This is a genomic window from Pseudarthrobacter phenanthrenivorans, assembly GCF_000813845.1.
GTDB classification, from domain to species: Bacteria; Actinomycetota; Actinomycetes; order Actinomycetales; family Micrococcaceae; genus Arthrobacter; species Arthrobacter phenanthrenivorans_B.
The window spans coordinates 57,657-73,731 of sequence record NZ_JWTB01000029.1 but is presented as its reverse complement, the minus strand read 5'-3'; the positions used below and the strand labels follow the sequence as shown (position 1 = coordinate 73,731).

The window sequence follows — 16,075 nt, the reverse complement described above, 5'->3', positions numbered from 1 at the left end:
TGTCGCCGTCGGCCTCCTTTTGCATGCCATCGGGGAGGCGCCGGCGCGCGGCCTGGCATAGGTCCGGACTGCCGGGCCTCCGGCTGCACTCGCTCGCAGCCCTACCTTGCCACCGCCGCCGTCGCAGCCTGCTTGGCGTTCATCCACTCGCTCATCCACGGGGCCCGGACGCTGGACGTGATCCGGCAGTCGGCCACGAAGGTGCCCTTCGCGCCGGCGTCGATCCAGTCCTGCAGTGCAGTCAGATCAGAGAGAGAGCGGATAACCGCCGACTCAGCTCCCAACGCCCGGGCAACACCACTGAAGTCCACCTCCGGAATCAGCATCGGATTCTCCGTCAGCCCCTGGGAGCCGTACTGGTGGATCTCGGCCCCGTAGGCGGCATCGTTGTAGATCACCACAATCGCGCTCCGGGCGGCGCCGATCAGCGATTCGAGGTCAGACAGGCCCATCAGGAACCCGCCGTCGCCCGAGGCGAGCACCAGGGTGCGGCCGTCCTCCAACGCACGCGCTGCCCCGACGGCGCTCGCGAGTCCCAGCCCGATCGACTGGAAGGCGGTCCCCACCATCACCAGGTCCTGCGGCCGCGGGATGTTCCAGTACATGGGTGCCCAGCCGATGAAGTGCCCGCCGTCTTGAACCACTGTGCGGCGCTCCGGCAGCACAGCATCCAGCGCGGCAGCGAGGGCGCGCGGGTCCAGCCGGCCGTCCACCGTCTCGGTCGAACCCACGTCATGCCCCGGCCCCGCAACCAGGCGCATGGAAGCTTCCTCGCGCCAAGCAGCAGCCGCAGCCCCACCTTCAACCGAAGAGAGAAGCCGCGAAGCGGCAGCCTTCACATCCGCGTGGACAAACAGGTCCACCCGCGGGTTGGTCGGCTGCAGCGCGGCGTCGATCTGGATGACGGTGCTGTCCGGGCCCAGCAGGTGCCCGAACCGCATAGTGAACGGGCTCAGGCTGGCCCCGGCCACCAGGACCACGTCGGCCTCGCCCATGAGGCCCGCCGCGGTATTGGTGCCGAAACCGCCCGCAACGCCCAGGTACCCCTCGCCATTGAGGAGGTTGAGCGCCAGGGCGGTTCCGGCGGTCAGTGCGCCGATCCGGTCGGCGAGTTCGCGGAGTTCCGGGCCGGCGCCGGCGAGGTGCGCGCCGCGCCCGGCGAGGATCAGTGGCCGACGTGCCCCGGCGAGCAGGCGGGCCACGCGCGCAAGGTCCGTGCCGCCGTCGGCCGTCACCGTCAAAGCCGTTGGCTCCGGTAGGACCTCGTCCTCGGCCTCGAGTGCCGCGAGGTCGTAGGGGATAGCAAGCACGACGGCGGTGCGCCGGGTGAGTGCGTAGTCCACCGCCTGCCGGCTGACGGCGCCCGCGGCGTCGCGGGTGACGGTGAAGGTGGCCGCGCCGAGGCCGGCGGCGATGGCGGCCTGGTCAACGTCCTGGGGCCGGGCGCCGCTGGTGGGCGCGTCGCCGGTGACCAGCACCACCGGGATCTGCGCCTGGACGGCCTCGGCCAGGGCGGTGAGCGCGTTGGTGTAGCCGGGGCCGTAGGTGGTGGTGCCCGCGGCGAGCCGGCCCGAGGTCCGGTAGTAGGCGTCGGCCGCGGCGATGGCGGCGCCCTCGTGCCGGACAGGGGTGAAGCGCAGGCCCTGCTGCTCCGCGGCGTCCAGGAAGTAGACGTTGCCGTTGCCCATGACGCCGAAGACGTCACTGACGTAGCTGCTGAGAACCTGTGCCACGCGGCCGGAGACGGTAAGTGAAGTCATGCAGGAATCGTGCGCCCCGCCATTCAGATCGGCAACACGCTCTTCTTCGGCTGGGACTTTTGGCAGTAGAAGCAGCAGAAACTGAGAATCTGCCCAGTTGTGGTGCAGGTCACCCGGGTTTAGTCGGCGGCGCGGGATTCCTGCTCTGACAGCCGGGCCAGGAGGCCGTCGAAACGGGGCGGCATGAGTTCCGGGACGGAGATGGCCGTGCTGGTCCGCTGGATGCCGTCGATCTCGAGGATCTGGTTGGTGATGCGGTAGAGGTCGCTGGTGCCGCGGGCCACCACCTTGGCCATGAGGTCCGCGTCGCCGGCGGTGGCGTGCACCTCGATGACCTCCGGGATCGCGGCGAGGCCGTTTTCCACCGAGCCGGCGCGGGTCTGGCTGATGTGTAGGGAGAGGAAGGCCGTGAGTTCGTAGCCCAGCGCGGCGGGGTCCAGTCGGCGGCTGAAGGTGCGGAGCGCGCCGCTGCGCTCGAGCCGCGCCAGCCGGGCGTGGACGGTGTTGCGGGCGACGCCGAGTGTCCGGGAGAGTGCCATCAGTGATACGACCGAGGACAATGTCGACTCCCATGATTCTGGGTATGCCGGGATAACTCAACGAGCGCTGGATAAGGATTCCAGCGCTCGCAGTTCGGAAGGAGACAGATCCTTTCGCTGGTAGAAATCTTCGCTGACCCTGATAGCCCGCAGCAGCTCAGGAAATGGCTGGGCCGCTTCCAGAACGGAGGATAGCGGGCCGTCTGAGTCCCTCCAAGCCAAAGGCACCCACGGGTTGCCTTTCTTGCCCCGGGGAGCGGCTTTGTCCCAGCGTGGCTTACCCCCCAAGAGAGGCGGCGCCCATGCAATCAGCAGAGGCCTGTGCTTTTTCGACCTGTTGCAGCCGGAGCACGCTGGGGTGATGTTGGTCAGGGCATGCGGGCCTCGGCTCGTTTTATGCAAAGGCACAATGTGGTCCATCTGGAGGTCTTCGGGCTGTGTGACGCGGCCGCAGTAGGTACAGCGGTATTCGAGCCGCTCAGCCAGCTCCAGCCAGTCGGCAACTGTGAACGGAATGCTTCCCGGGTTCTCCAGCTTCTGCGCCTTGCGGAGTGCTTGCGCAATGCGTTTACGCAAACGAACATCGTCAATGTTCCGAGCTATGCTGGCAGCCTGGGTGCACTTCACGCTGCAGTAGATGGCGTTGCGGCGTGCCGTGGACATGTCGGAACCGCAGTGAGGGCACAGCCGGAGCCCGAGTTCGCTGGCCCGGTCCAGGGCTCGCTTGAAACGGAGATAGTGCATGTTGCATCGTCCGGACGTGAATTGCCTGCTGGGGTCGGTGTCTGCGGTTACCTCGCAGCCCTCTTCCATACATACTGGAACTTCGAAGGTGCCGTAGGTGTCCCATAGATTCCAGTGCTTGCGGCACAGACCCTCATAAAGTTTGTTCTGGGCGCCGCAGTTTGCGCCGACTCGGCATCTTTGTTCGCCAGCTTCGGCGGCTTTCTTGGCCTTGCGGAAGCGCTGGTAGTGGAGGGGGCACCTGCCCCCAACAAATTTGTTTGCAGTGGCGGTGGGAACAATGTCACAGCCTGGCTCTATGCAGGAGGGAGCATCTGCGTAGAAGCGATGGTATCGGCACATCCCGCCGTGAAGTCGTGTCTGCGGGCCGCATTCTTCTTTTCCAACTGAACAGAGTTTCTCTTGGGACGTGGTCACGCATAGACGTTATCCGTGACCACTGACAATGGCTGATCCAGCACCGCCATTGCTGTGTGCGCTGCGGGCATTGTGGCGCGCATCACCAAGCCTTAGTCGGCGGCGCGGGATTCCTGCTCGGACAGCCGGGCCAGGAGGCCGTCGAAGCGCGGCGGCATGAGTTCCAGCACCGAGATGGCCGTGCTGGTGCGTTGGATGCCGTCGATCTCCAGGATCTGGTTGGTGATGCGGTAGAGGTCGCTGGTGCCGCGTGCCACCACCTTGGCCATGAGGTCCGCGTCGCCGGCGGTGGCGTGCACTTCGATGACCTCCGGGATCGCGGCGAGGCCGTTTTCCACCGAGCCGGCGCGGGTCTGGCTGATATGCAGGGAGAGGAAGGCCGTGAGTTCGTAGCCCAGCGCGGCGGGGTCCAGTCGGCGGCTGAAGGTGCGGAGCGCGCCGCTGCGCTCGAGCCGCGCCAGCCGGGCGTGGACGGTGTTGCGTGCGACGCCGAGTGTCCGGGAGAGTGCCAGGGCGCTGGCTTCGGGATCCTTGTCCAGGGCCAGGATGATCCTGCCATCCAGGGAATCGAGGGCGCGGGAAGTTGCGATGGTCATATTTTCACCAGGGGTACTAGAAGTTGAGCAGAAGTCCCAATGGGTTGAGGGTATCTTGCATTGTGGGCGGGGTCACAATCATGATCGGTGCTCATGACCCTTGACCAGATCGCGGCCCACCCGGCCCCTATCCTTCCGGACGCCGCGCTCCCCACCCTTCGGGGCGCCGTCGCCGGACTCCCGGCCTACGTCCCCGGCAGGCGCGGCGCCGGCGCGGACATCGCCGCCCTCGCCAGCAACGAAAGCCACTACGACCCCCTGCCCTCAGCCGTGGCAGCGGTGGCCCACGCGGCCGGCACCATGAACCGCTACCCGGACAGCGCCGCCGTCGAACTCCGCGAACGGCTGGCCCGGCACCTGGGCGTCACCCCGGAGGAGATCGCGGTGGGGCCCGGCAGCGTGGGCGTCCTCCAGCAGATCATCACCGGGCTGTGCGACGCCGGGGATGAAGTGGTCTTCGCATGGCGCTCCTTCGAGGCGTACCCCATCCTGGTGGAGCTGGCGGGCGCCCGGCCGGTCCGCATCCCGCTGGACGAGTTCGAGGGCCACGACCTCGACGCCATGGCCGCCGCCGTCACCGACCGCACCAAGGTGATCCTGCTCTGCACCCCCAACAACCCCACCGGCGTGCCGATCGGCCACGAGCGTGTGGAGGCTTTCCTGCGGGCTGTGCCGTCCAGCGTCCTGGTGGTGATCGACGAGGCCTACGTGGAATACGCCGACGCCGGCAGCGGCCCCGACTCCCTGGCGCTGTACCGCAGGTACCCGAATGTCTGCATCCTGCGCACGTTCTCCAAGGCCTACGGCCTCGCCGGCCTCCGCGTGGGATATGCCATTGCGACGCCGGCAATCGCCGAAGGACTGCGCCGCACCGCCCTGCCCTTCGCCGTGAGCGCGCTGGCCCAGAAGGCGGCCGTCGCGTCGCTGGACGCGGGGGAGGAGATGGCAGCGCGTGTTTGCTTGGTCAAGCAGGAGCGCGCCCGGATGGCCGCTGCGCTGGAAGCGCAGGGCTGGAAACTGCAGCCGAGCCAGGGCAACTTCCTGTGGATCCGTGCCGATGAGGACCTCCGGGGCCGGCTGGTGGAGGCGTTCGATGCCGCCGACATCCTGGTCCGGGCGTACCAGGGCGACGGCATGCGGATCACCGTTGCCGACCCCGCCTCCAACGACCGGGTGCTGAAGCTCCTGGCAGCGCACGCGGCCCTGGCAACTTCCTGACCTTTTTCTCCCTCCGTTCCACCTACAAAGTAAAAGGAACCCCTTTATGGAACACCAGACAACGACGTCTGCCCGCGCCCTCGGCGCGGCCCTCAAACCCCGGCAGCTGACCATGATGGGCCTGGGCAGCGCCATCGGCGCCGGCCTGTTCATCGGCTCCGGGGCCGGCATCCAGGCAGCAGGGCCGGCGGTGCTGATCTCCTACCTCGTGGCCGGCACGCTCATCATCCTGGTGATGTGGGCGCTTGGTGAGATGGCGGCCGCGAACCCGGACAGCGGCGCCTTCTCCGTCTACACCGCCAAGGCGTACGGCCCGGTGGCCGGCGCCACCGTGGGCTGGCTGTGGTGGCTGCAGCTGGTGGTGGTCATCGCGGCCGAGGCGCTCGGTGCGGCGGGCCTGCTGGCCACCATTTTCCCGGCCCTGCAAGTGTGGCTGATGGCCTTCGTGTTCATCGTGGTGCTCACCGCCGTGAACCTGACCAGCGTGAAGAACTTCGGCGAGTTCGAGTTCTGGTTTGCACTGCTGAAGGTGGCGGCGATTGTCGGGTTCCTGCTGGTGGGTGCTGCGTTGCTGTTCGGTTGGCTGCCGGGCGTGCAGTCGCCGGGCCTGTCCAACTTCACCGGTGCCGGCTTCGCGCCGAGCGGGTTTGCCGGGATCGCGACGGCGCTGTTTGTGGTGGCATTCGCGTTTGGCGGCACCGAGATTGTGTCCGTCGCGGCCGCCGAGACGGCCGAACCGGCCCGCAGCGTGAAGAAGGCTGTCCGGACGGTGCTGTGGCGGATCCTGGTGTTCTACATCGGTGCCATCTTCGTTATTGCTGCTGTTGTTCCGGTGGGTTCGGCGGGGCTGAAGAGCCCGTTCGCCGCCGTGCTCGACGCCGCCGGCATGCCGGGCGCGGCCACCGCCATCACCCTGGTGGCCGTCGCGGCACTGCTCTCCGCCCTCAACGCCAACCTCTACGGTGCTTCCCGGATGGCGTTCTCCCTGGCAGAACGCGGTGAGGCGCCGCGCTGGCTCGCTTCCGTTTCCAAGGCCCGGGTTCCGGTGGCCGCGGTCCTGGCCAGCGTTGCCTTCGGCGTTGTCACGGTGGTGCTGGAGCTCGCGTTCCCGGAGAAGGTCCTGCCCGTCCTGCTCAACATTGTGGGCTCGACCTGCCTGCTGGTGTGGACGTCCGCGCTTCTGGCCCAGCTTGCGCTGCGCCTCCGCGCCGACCGTGACGAAGTTGCTCTTCCGCTGCGGATGCCCGGCTTCCCGTGGCTCACGGGGCTTGGCCTGGTCATCCTGGCGGCGATCTTCACGGTGGGCTTCATCGGCGAGGATTCCCGTCCGCAGCTGCTGAGCACGTTCGGGCTCGTGGCGGTTCTTGCGGTGGGGTGCTGGATGAACCACAGGAACAGGAAGGTTTCGACCGCTCCTCATTCGCCAACCGGCAAGCAGCCAGTACTCATCGACTGAATAGGGCGCTATACCACCTCAAGTGAAGAGCGCATTCGGCATAGGCCGGATGCGCTCTTCGCGGCCGCCAGAGGATTGTTGAGTAATAGGTAGCTGCCGGATGACCTTGAGATTCCGCCATCGCCTAGCTAATTGATGGCGGCTTAGGGAGATTCCACACTTCTGCATATTGTTCGGCAACAAACGGCCAGACATGGCGCATACCGTCACCTACTGAACCTACAGAACCGGCGAGAGGAGGGAATACAACAAAGTCATGTTGAATGATGCGGCCCGCCCTGTCGTGCCTGCCGTATGGGTCAGGGAAACGTAGGGCCACAATCTCACCAAAATGACGACATAGTTCCAGCTCACCTTCAGCGTCGGAGAAGACTTTGTCATATTCCACGAGAGGGTCTGAGAATCCGCCCTTATAAAGGAATCGGAAGCCCCACATGCGCCCACGGGTGGCCCAGATGAGCTTCATCTACGGCTCCTGAGGAGAGTCTCCTCATCTTCGCCTTTGACTAAGTCCATCTTGAAGCCGGTCAGAGTAGCAGTTATAAAGTCGCGTTTGGCCATTGCCTGCGCATTGATGTCTTTGAGTTTCTCCTCAGCCATATTGGCCGCTTCTTGCACTACATCTGGGCCGACAAGGTTAAGCAGGAGCCCCAATGGGCCAGGCATACGGGCCTTGCCGAGGAGGCCGGCAGCAAGAGAGCCTGCGCCGCGCAGCAGATTCTCGACCAGTTTTGCAGGGAGATGCATCGCTTCGGCCCACCGGGCGTGACGCTCGAACGGGAGTACGGCGGCCAAAGGAAGGACAAGATCGAGACCAACCCGCTCGGCCACTTCAATCTTGTCGGTGTCGAACTTCGCTGAAGAGAACAGCACGAAGTCTTCGCCGACGGACAGCGCGTTGCTGGACTCAACAAACCCAGCAATCACCTTGCGAAGTTCATCTACATCATCGGAAGCCTTTTCGATGAGAAGGTCACGAAACTTGTACACGTTAAGGTCCGGTAAAAGATCTGACTTTGACAGGGCGATAATCCAGATGCGAGGAAAGTCGACAAGAGGCTTTCCATCTTCCAGCAGGTCATCTTTCAGCGTCAGCAGCCCATTCCGGAAGTTGCCAAATAAGGACTTGAAGTAGCGCTCCTCCTGTCCTGCATTGTCGAGTAGCCTCTGACCATCCACCAGCAGCAAGGCCACATCCGAACCCAACAAGGCTTTGAATGTGTCGATTCGTCGCTGTGCCTCCTCAGGCCCGCTAACGTCCTCCTCGAACCACTCTCCGGGGTAGTCGTGCCAAACCAGACGGAGGGCGTCGAACGATTTGGCATTCAGCGCATTATTATCGGAGCCAGCCTTGAACTTGAGTGCGAAAGAGTAGGATGTAGCAGCAAAACGGTCGGGCAGTGGCAGCCGGGCTGAATTTCTCATGCCCAAGTAGTTTCTATGTAGTCTGTTGCCTTGACCGATGTCGCCTGGTAGGACGTGAAACAGACTTTTTTGCAAGTATTGGGGTTCTTGAGTGGCCCCGTAAAAAGAGGACAGCATGACTGTTTTGCCGCTCCCGCTCTCGCCAAACACTGCAATGTGCTGCTCTAGCGCTCTGTTCAGTTCCATATGAGGAGCTTACGCGAACCCCACCAGGCATCCGGAAACTCTCGATAACGGGACGTTGCCTATACGTCTTCTCGCGCGTCCACCAAGTCCGCTTCTTGGGTCCGTGCTTGGATTGAGTAAACGAAGCTGACCGTGACAAGCAGAATGGCTGAGACTAAAGCGTGTACATAAACTGGGCTGAAGCTTCACGCCAATAACAGTAGGAGTTGTCAATGCAAGCCGGGGACGTCTCTTTAGGCAAAATTTTTGCCAATGACCACCAGAACTTCATTCCGCTCTTTCAGCGGCCCTATGTCTGGGACGAGGACGACAACTGGCTGCCTCTGTGGGAAGACATTAAAACAGCGGTCGAAGAATTTGAGCGTGAGCAGGCAGCGGAAGCTGATGGACGGCCTTCAAGGACATATTTTCTGGGCGCGATCGTCAGCCAAGCCCGCAGGCAAACGCCGCGGCGGCTCTCCTCATCAAATGTCATCGACGGTCAGCAGCGCCTCACTACACTGCAGACCCTCCTAAGCGCAGCCCGCCGGGTTGCCAGCCGCATTGCTTCCCCCACCACGGTAGGCCGCTTCACCAGCCTGCTCGAAAACAGGCCCGAAACGATCCATGATGCTCATCCTGAAGACAGGTATAAGGTCTGGCCTCTCCCACAGGACAATGAAGCCTTCCAGTGGGCGCTGCGCCCTGTCAGCGAAGATGCCTCGCCGTCGCGACGGGACCACAAGATCGTCAAAGCCAGTCTGTGGTTCGAAAGTCGGGTCGAGAAGTGGGCCCGCGAGTCGCGGGACCCTGAAATACGGATGGAGAACCTGTTCACGACTCTCCGGGATCGGATGCAGCTCGTGCACATCGTCCTTGACCCCAACGACGACCCGCAGGTTATCTTCGAAGCACTCAATCATCGGGGCGTTCCACTGGATGCGGCTGACCTGATCAAGAATCTCCTTTTCCAGACCGTGGACATCCAGGGAGATCACAAACGCGCGAACGACTTGCTGATGAAAGGCTGGCTTCCCCTGGACGACTCGCCATGGCGGGACGAAATCACCACCGGCCGACTCAGACGGTCCCGGATCGATATTCTCCTGTCCTACTGGCTGACAATTCAAAGCCGTCAGGAAGTCATCGTCGATCATCTCTTCGCAGATTTTAAAGCCTGGATGTCAACGAGCGAGGCTATTGCCGCCGAGGTCATCCTCAATATCCGGCACTACGCCGACACCTTTTGGGAGATTCAGCATCTTTCGGCGACAAACCCCGCCACAGCACTGCTCGACCGGATGGCTGCCACGACGACAACGACACCCTGGCCGGTGATCCTCTACCTCTACGGCAATGCTGACGTGCCGCCCGAGCAGCGAAACATAGCCGTTCGAGCGATTGATTCATTTCTCATGAGGCGGGGAGTGTGCCGGCTATCCACCGGTGACTACAACCGTCTCTTCCTCCAGGTTCTGACGGCCTGCATGGACTGCCCACCGACTGAAGCCGGGGACGCGGTTGAACGTTCACTTTCTGCACAGACTGCAGAGTCACGGCGTTGGCCGACAGACGCAGAATTCTCGTCCGCCCTCCGAAATGACCCTCTGTACACCTCGCTCAACCGGGCACGCCTGAAAGCCTTGCTCGTCGCGTTGGAAAACCGTCTTCGGACCGGAAAGACCGAACCGAGCTCGTTGCTTTTCAGCGCCGAGCGCAAACTGACCATTGAACACCTCCTTCCCCGGGCATGGGAAAAGCACTGGCCGTTGCCTGAGGATGCTGACGAATCGCGCTTGCTGCTGCGGACCTCAAGCATCCACAGACTCGGAAACCTGACCCTGCTAACGTCCAAGCTGAATCCCTCCGTAAGCAACAGGGAATGGGAGCATAAGAAAAGCGAGATCCGTCGGCACAGCCTGCTGCGTCTCACCACGTCCACGGTGCTGTCGGCGCCGTCCGGCGTCCTTGGTTTCGACGACGCCTCTTGGACTGAAAGATGGGACGAAGAACGAATCCGTGTGCGGGGGGATATCCTTGCCGACCTTGCCCTCACCATCTGGGGGTCGCCACGTGAAATCCAGGAGAATGTGCTCTCAGCACCAAACGTTGACGTCGGTGACGTAGACACAAGCGAGAGGGTCGAAGGGCCTCGTCCTTCCGCGGAGGAACCTGCACCCACTACCGACGAAGTCAGCGAATCAGATCCCGCCTATGAGGCGCTGGGTGAGGGAAAGGGCGCCCTATCGACAACTCAGGTGGTCACCCAAGCCGACCTAGACGCCGGGCAAATCAGAATTCCGGCAAGATCGAAACACCACTTTCCGCCTGATCGAGCCCACCTGCAGGTCATCGTCGAGGACGTTGAATTTACCGCCACATGGGATCCGCGGATGGGACCAGACCGGGAACGTTCCGGTATCTTGCGGATCGGGAAAACAAACTTGCAAGGACTGGTGTTCTTGGGTTCTCCCCTTCGAATCGCCAAGACTGACGGCTACCTGATGTTGGCAGCGGACTTTTAAATGCATGTCATTCAAGATGTTTGCAGTATCGCCGTAGTCGACCATTTTCAGCGTGGATTCACTGATAGCGGCACGTACGGCCCCTTGTCGCACTGGTTCCGTGAAGCCTCGAACTGGCGTGTCTGCGACAGTTGTCGCTATTAGCCGCAGCATTTTTGGCCGTGTTCCGCGACGGCCGCGGGCACTGGCCTCGATCCTGACGATCGCACGACTATGGTTTGTAAAGGCCTGTCCTTGGAGCGAGGGGCGCCCCGATTACGGCTGCAAAATGCGAAAAGGACCAACGGAGCAGTGAAAACTAACGGTCAGCGTTGACCCGGGGTCTTATGGCGCGTTCTTGCCCTTTTCCAGCGTCTTGACCAGAGCGTCAAGGTTCGCGTGTAACTCATCCAGCCGACGGTTTTCAGCGATCGTCGCCACACGGAGGTCCTGAGCGAAGCCGCCTAGCCAGAGGGCGAGGTCTTCAGGGGTATCCTTTCGAAGGTCTTCGCGATACCGCTTCCTGAACGTTGCGAATCCCATAACTGTTGGTACGGGGTCGGTGCTGTCTAGCTCGACCATAAGCTCAGCGACGGCGCGCTGTTCCTCTCGCCAAAAGATGAGGTTGAGTCCCACAGAGCTGTCTGAAGCGAAGGTGCGTGCCAGGCGTCTGACATCATCCGCTACATCGCGGGTATCTGGGTCGGATTCGAAACGCAGCAAGTTAGTGCGGCTATAGAGGAGTTCTTGAATTGCCCAGTATCTAGCAAACCTGTGCAGACTTCCAAGTAGGGCCACATCACGTCGGTGGTCGTCTTCGCTATTGAGGTAAGAAAAGAAGTTTTTGTTGCGAATATTGTAGATTCTGCTCTGCAGGTCCTTGGCAGCGAGCATTAGCGGTTCCCGAAGGTTATCGAGTTCAGCCTTCGCGCTCAGTTGTCGGTCCTGATTTGCTTTCTCCGCATCAAGGCGGTCTTTAAGGCGTATTAGCTGTTCGTTGTTCTCGGCTTGGCCGCGCTGCGTCCTCACGCTCGCTACCAAGGCAATTCCTGACGCCACAACAGTGGCGGTTAGAGCGAAGGAGGCCGTAATGATGGCGGTAAGAATGGCAGAATCCATGCCTCATGGTAATGCTGGAGTTCAGCACGATTTCGAGTTTGCTTCAGAGAAGGAGGCCTAGTCTCCACCCTCCGCCAGCCCCATGAACATCGTCCGGTGCAGGATGTCCACGTGCTTCCGGGAAACCTCCACCGCTTCCTCAACGTTGCGGGCGCGCAGGGCTGCCACCAAAGCGATGTGGTCGCGGTTGGACTTGTGCAGCTTCTCGATGGGGTAGGGGATGAAGTAGTCGTAGAGCTCGGCGAGGGTCTCGTGGTAAACCTCGACGGCGGTGTCCAGGCACGACGCCGTGCCCACCAGTTGGTGGAACTGCTCGTCCATCCGGTGGTAGTAGGACCAGTCGCTCGACTCCGCCATCTCGCGAGTCAGCCGCTCCAGCTCGTCCAGCTGCTCAACAGTCGCATTCACCGCCGCATAGTGCGTCACCGCGCATTCGAACAACAGCCGCCGGTCCACCAAACGGTTCACCGCTTGGGACTCCGCCGGTGACGCGGAAAGTGACGCCAACACCTCCATAGGCGGCGAATCCGCCACAAACGTTCCGCCGGCCCGGCCGCGGCGCCGCACCACCACGCCCTGCTCCGCCAGGCTCGCCAGCGCACGCCGTGCCGTGATCGGGCTGACCGACAAACCCAGGGCCACGTCCTCCTGGTCGGGTAGCCGCTCGCCCGGTTTCAGCAGCCCCAGGGATATCGCCATGCCTATCCGCATCCGGACCGCGTCCATGGCGCTGCGCCGCTCCATCCCGCGCATCCCGCCGGGACCAAGGCGTGAGGGCTCGGCGGTGTCCTCCAGCTGATCGGTCATACCCGCTACTTTACGGCCCACGCCGGGCCCCTTCCCTTTATTGGATCATTCTGATCTAATATAACCCGGATCACACCCCCACAGCGGAGAAAAACCATGCAACGCACCCTTCCCCTCGTCGCCGCCCAGGCACGGCCCCGGCTCATCGGCGAACCCGTCTCGGCCTTCGCGGACGAGGTCAAAGCAGCCCTCGAAGCCCAGCCGCACAGCAAGCTGGTGGTCTTCCCCGAGCTGCACCTCTTCGGCGACCAAAACCCGGACCTGCAGCGCGCCGACATGCTTCGGGCCAGTGCCGAACCCCTGGACGGCCCACGGGTCACGGAACTGAGGCAGCTCGCCAAGGACCTCAACATCTGGCTGGTCCCCGGCAGCGTCTGCGAACGCGGCCCCGAAGGCCAGCTGTTCAACACCCAGGTGGTCCTGTCCCCGGAAGGGGCACTGGCCGGCTACTACCGGAAGATCTTCCCGTGGCGCCCGTTCGAGCCCTACGATCCCGGCGACCGGTTCACCACCGTGGACCTGCCCGGGATCGGCAGGATGGGCCTGAACATCTGCTACGACGCCTGGTATCCGGAGGTGTCGCGCCAGCTCGCCTGGATGGGCGCCGAGGTGATCCTCAACGTGGTCAAAACCACCACCCCGGACCGCAAACAGGAACTGGTCCTCGCCAAGGCCAATGCCATCGTCAACCAGGTCTTCATGGTCAGCGTCAACTGCGCCGGCCCCACCGGCAAGGGCCAAAGCATCATCGTGGACCCGGAGGGCAACACCCTCGCCGAGGCCCCGGACGACCAGCCGCAGCTGCTCACCGCGGAACTGGACCTGGCCGCCGTCGACCACGTCCGCACGCACGGCACGGAGAACCTCAACCGCCCCTGGTCGCAGTTCCGCGAGGGGGAGCCCGCCGTCGAACTTTCCGTCTATCAAGGCCGGATCAACCCGGCCACCTGGACACCGCCGTCCTACAAGCCCTAAGGAAACACCGTGACAACCACCCTCACCCGCACGCTGAAACTGCCCTCGCTGGTCCTGTTCGGGCTGGCGTACTTGACCCCCATCATCGTCCTGGGGATCTTCGGCATCATCGCCGAAACCACCGGCGGCGCCGCGCCCGCCGCGTACCTCGTGGCGCTCGTGGCCATGCTGTTCACCGCTCACAGCTACGGCCGGATGGCCGTCGCCCACCCCGTGGCCGGCTCCGCCTACACCTACGTCCGCCGCTCCATCGACCCCCGCGTCGGGTTCCTGGTGGGCTGGGCCGTCCTGCTCGACTACCTCTTCCTGCCCATGGTCATCTGGCTCATCGGCGGCTCCTACCTGACCGCCCAGTTCCCCGGCATCCCCATCGGCGTCTGGATCGTGGGCTTCATCGTCATCACCACCCTGCTGAACATCCTGGGCATCAAGGTGGCGGACAAGGCCAACTACGTGCTGATGGCGTTCCAGCTGCTGGTCCTGGTGTTCTTTGTGGCGCTGGCCATCGGCAACGTGGTGTCAGCCAACGGCGCCGCGGGACTGGCCAGCGGGCAGCCATTCTTCAACGACACGTCCAGCTTCGCCACCATCTCCGCCGGCGCGGCCATCGCCGCGTACTCGTTCCTGGGGTTCGACGCCGTCACCACCCTCACCGAGGAGACCATCAACCCGCGCCGGACCGTGCCGCGCGCCATCATGCTCGTGGCCCTGATCGGCGGCGGCATCTTCGTGGCGGTCTCCTACGTGACCCAGCTGGTGCACCCCGGCGGCGTGTTTGAGGACTCGGCCTCCGCCGCCAGCTCCATCGCCCTGCAGATCGGCGGGCAGCTGTTCGGGGCGGTGTTCCTGGCCGGCCTGGTGGTGGCGCAGTTCGCCTCCGGCCTCGCCGCGCAGGCCAGCGCCTCCCGCCTGCTGTACGCGATGGGCCGCGACTCCGTCCTGCCCAAGGCCGTCTTCGGCAAGCTCAGCGAGAAGTTCCACACCCCGGTGGCAAACCTGGTGATCACCGGCATCGTGGGCCTGATCGCGATCTTCCTGGACGTGGCCACGTCGACGTCGTTCATCAACTTTGGTGCCTTCACCGCCTTCACGCTGGTGAACGCCTCGGTGGTGTTCCACTACGTGCGCCAGCGCCGGGCCGGGCAGCAGCTGAACCCGGTGTCCTACGTGGTGGTCCCGGTGATCGGCGCCATCATCTGCGCCTACCTGCTCTCCCAGCTGGACAGCAACGCCATTACGCTGGGGGTGTCCTGGCTGGTGCTGGGCGTGCTGGTCCTGGCCCTGATCACCCGCGGCTTCAAGGCCTCGCCGCCGGAGATGACGGCCACGGAGAAGGCAACGGTCGAGGCCGCCGCCTGATCCTGGCAGTTTGTGATGTGGCCTGTTGGTTGAGGGAAGGAACGGTTGTGAGGATTGCGCTGGGGCAGCTGGAGTCGGGCGGCGACATCCGGGCCAACCTCGCCGCGATCGACAGGTTCGCGGCCGAGGCGGCGCGCGACGGCGCCGCGCTGGTCGCTTTTCCGGAGTACGCCACCTACGAGAAGAAGAAGGTGGACGCGACGTTCCCGGCGGTGGCCGAGCCGCTGGACGGGCCTGTCTGCCGGGAGCTCGCCACAATCGCCCGCCGGCACCGCATCGCGTTGGTGGCGGGCGTGGTGGAAACCTCGGACGAGCCGGGCAGGGCGTACAACACGCTGGTCGCTTTTGGGCCCGACGGCGGCCGGTTGGCTTCCTACCGGAAGATCCACCTTTTCGACGCACAGGGCTTCGGGGAGTCGACGTTCATCAAACCGGGCGAGTCCCTTGAGCCCGTGGTGTTCGAGCGTGGGGGAGTGCGATTCGGGCTAATGACCTGCTACGACCTCCGGTTCCCGGAGCTGGCCAGGTCACTGGCCGACGCCGGAGCGCAGGTTTTGTTGGTCTGCTCGTCCTGGGTGCCGGGGGAGCACAAGACGGAGCAGTGGCTGGCGCTGAACGCCGCCCGGGCCATCGAGAACAGCGTGTACGTGGCGGGGGTGTGCCATGCGCCGCCGGTGTCCGTGGGCCGGAGCGTGCTGGTGGACCCCATGGGGGTTGTTGAGGCGGACCTTGGGTTGGAGCCCAGCGTGCGGGCGGTGGAGGTTTCGCTGGAGACGGTGGAACGCGTGCGGGAGTCGTTCCCGATGTTCCGGCAGCGGCGGCTGTAGCTCGCGAAGTTAGTACCGCCTCGACATCGGATCTCGAGGCTTTGTGGGAGTTCGCTTATACGCGGGGGAGGCTCCGTCCGAGGGACGGAGCCTCCCCCAACCAGCTTCGTGTATCAGGGCTTCCGCCCACTTTTGTTCTGCAGTTCTTCTGAGTTGGGCGGGTT

At 63.6% G+C, this 16,075-nt stretch carries 14 protein-coding genes; 6 read left to right on the top strand and 8 right to left on the bottom strand.

What is annotated here, in order from left to right; translation table 11 throughout:
- Window positions 1-101 precede the first annotated feature (101 nt).
- The 4 genes from RM50_RS14995 to RM50_RS14980 all read right to left on the bottom strand — a co-directional run bounded on the left by RM50_RS14995 (window position 102) and on the right by RM50_RS14980 (window position 4,056).
- Entirely contained in the window at window positions 102-1,760 is a 1,659-nt protein-coding gene (locus RM50_RS14995) for a thiamine pyrophosphate-binding protein (protein ID WP_043454261.1), read from the bottom strand.
- 119 nt (window positions 1,761-1,879) lie between these two features.
- Window positions 1,880-2,299, bottom strand: a complete 420-nt coding sequence (locus RM50_RS14990; RefSeq protein WP_082007100.1) for an Lrp/AsnC family transcriptional regulator — start codon at window positions 2,297-2,299, stop codon at window positions 1,880-1,882.
- Between the two features lie 57 nt (window positions 2,300-2,356).
- Entirely contained in the window at window positions 2,357-2,962 is a 606-nt protein-coding gene (locus RM50_RS20890; protein WP_082007101.1) for an HNH endonuclease, read from the bottom strand.
- Window positions 2,963-3,552: 590 nt separating this feature from the next.
- Window positions 3,553-4,056 carry an Lrp/AsnC family transcriptional regulator gene (locus tag RM50_RS14980; RefSeq protein ID WP_043454256.1) on the bottom strand — a complete coding sequence of 168 codons (504 nt, stop codon included), beginning with the start codon at window positions 4,054-4,056 and terminating at the stop codon, window positions 3,553-3,555.
- Between the two features lie 93 nt (window positions 4,057-4,149).
- Here RM50_RS14980 and hisC point away from each other — a divergent pair, with 93 nt between their 5' ends.
- Together hisC and RM50_RS14970 are read left to right on the top strand one after the other, a co-directional pair.
- Entirely contained in the window at window positions 4,150-5,274 is a 1,125-nt protein-coding gene (gene hisC / locus RM50_RS14975; protein WP_043454253.1) for a histidinol-phosphate transaminase, read from the top strand.
- A gap of 46 nt (window positions 5,275-5,320) precedes the next feature.
- Window positions 5,321-6,730, top strand: a complete 1,410-nt coding sequence (locus tag RM50_RS14970; RefSeq protein ID WP_043454250.1) for an amino acid permease — start codon at window positions 5,321-5,323, stop codon at window positions 6,728-6,730.
- 124 nt (window positions 6,731-6,854) lie between these two features.
- Here RM50_RS14970 and RM50_RS20460 read toward each other — a convergent pair whose 3' ends face one another.
- Window positions 6,855-7,196: a hypothetical protein gene (locus RM50_RS20460; RefSeq protein ID WP_082007099.1), complete on the bottom strand. Its 342-nt coding sequence runs from the start codon at window positions 7,194-7,196 to the stop codon at window positions 6,855-6,857.
- Complete coding sequence (locus tag RM50_RS14965) at window positions 7,193-8,341, bottom strand: hypothetical protein (RefSeq protein ID WP_043454246.1); 1,149 nt, start codon at window positions 8,339-8,341, stop codon at window positions 7,193-7,195. Before RM50_RS14965 ends, RM50_RS20460 begins: the two co-directional genes overlap by 4 nt.
- A gap of 212 nt (window positions 8,342-8,553) precedes the next feature.
- Between RM50_RS14965 and RM50_RS14960 the strand changes: the two genes are divergently transcribed.
- A complete protein-coding gene (locus RM50_RS14960) occupies window positions 8,554-10,845 on the top strand; it encodes a DUF262 domain-containing protein (protein WP_043454244.1) in 2,292 nt (763 codons plus the stop codon).
- Window positions 10,846-11,169: 324 nt separating this feature from the next.
- Here RM50_RS14960 and RM50_RS14955 read toward each other — a convergent pair whose 3' ends face one another.
- Entirely contained in the window at window positions 11,170-11,943 is a 774-nt protein-coding gene (locus tag RM50_RS14955) for a hypothetical protein (RefSeq protein WP_052260272.1), read from the bottom strand.
- 57 nt (window positions 11,944-12,000) lie between these two features.
- Entirely contained in the window at window positions 12,001-12,750 is a 750-nt protein-coding gene (locus RM50_RS14950) for a FadR/GntR family transcriptional regulator (RefSeq protein WP_043454241.1), read from the bottom strand.
- 96 nt (window positions 12,751-12,846) lie between these two features.
- On the opposite strand from RM50_RS14950, the gene RM50_RS14945 reads away from it, so the two are divergent.
- From RM50_RS14945 to RM50_RS14935, 3 genes are read left to right on the top strand one after another with little or no spacing between them, the layout of a single operon-like run.
- Window positions 12,847-13,725 (top strand): carbon-nitrogen hydrolase family protein, encoded by an 879-nt coding sequence (locus RM50_RS14945; protein ID WP_082007098.1) that lies wholly within the window; start codon window positions 12,847-12,849, stop codon window positions 13,723-13,725.
- Between the two features lie 9 nt (window positions 13,726-13,734).
- Window positions 13,735-15,084: an APC family permease gene (locus RM50_RS14940; protein WP_043454238.1), complete on the top strand. Its 1,350-nt coding sequence runs from the start codon at window positions 13,735-13,737 to the stop codon at window positions 15,082-15,084.
- Between the two features lie 47 nt (window positions 15,085-15,131).
- Window positions 15,132-15,911: a carbon-nitrogen hydrolase family protein gene (locus RM50_RS14935; protein WP_052260270.1), complete on the top strand. Its 780-nt coding sequence runs from the start codon at window positions 15,132-15,134 to the stop codon at window positions 15,909-15,911.
- The last annotated feature ends 164 nt before the right edge of the window (window positions 15,912-16,075 follow it).

What these genes read in the sequence shown, in the direction of transcription:
- RM50_RS14955 (WP_052260272.1), bottom strand. Translation starts at nt 11,943, where the DNA reads ATGGATTCTGCCATTCTTACCGCCATCATTACGGCCTCCTTCGCTCTA.
- RM50_RS14995 (WP_043454261.1), bottom strand. Translation starts at nt 1,760, where the DNA reads ATGACTTCACTTACCGTCTCCGGCCGCGTGGCACAGGTTCTCAGCAGC.
- RM50_RS14970 (WP_043454250.1), top strand. Translation starts at nt 5,321, where the DNA reads ATGGAACACCAGACAACGACGTCTGCCCGCGCCCTCGGCGCGGCCCTC.
- RM50_RS20890 (WP_082007101.1), bottom strand. Translation starts at nt 2,962, where the DNA reads ATGTCCACGGCACGCCGCAACGCCATCTACTGCAGCGTGAAGTGCACC.
- RM50_RS14965 (WP_043454246.1), bottom strand. Translation starts at nt 8,341, where the DNA reads ATGGAACTGAACAGAGCGCTAGAGCAGCACATTGCAGTGTTTGGCGAG.
- RM50_RS14950 (WP_043454241.1), bottom strand. Translation starts at nt 12,750, where the DNA reads ATGACCGATCAGCTGGAGGACACCGCCGAGCCCTCACGCCTTGGTCCC.
- RM50_RS14980 (WP_043454256.1), bottom strand. Translation starts at nt 4,056, where the DNA reads ATGACCATCGCAACTTCCCGCGCCCTCGATTCCCTGGATGGCAGGATC.
- hisC (WP_043454253.1), top strand. Translation starts at nt 4,150, where the DNA reads ATGACCCTTGACCAGATCGCGGCCCACCCGGCCCCTATCCTTCCGGAC.
- RM50_RS20460 (WP_082007099.1), bottom strand. Translation starts at nt 7,196, where the DNA reads ATGAAGCTCATCTGGGCCACCCGTGGGCGCATGTGGGGCTTCCGATTC.
- RM50_RS14990 (WP_082007100.1), bottom strand. Translation starts at nt 2,299, where the DNA reads ATGGCACTCTCCCGGACACTCGGCGTCGCCCGCAACACCGTCCACGCC.
- RM50_RS14960 (WP_043454244.1), top strand. Translation starts at nt 8,554, where the DNA reads ATGCAAGCCGGGGACGTCTCTTTAGGCAAAATTTTTGCCAATGACCAC.
- RM50_RS14945 (WP_082007098.1), top strand. Translation starts at nt 12,847, where the DNA reads ATGCAACGCACCCTTCCCCTCGTCGCCGCCCAGGCACGGCCCCGGCTC.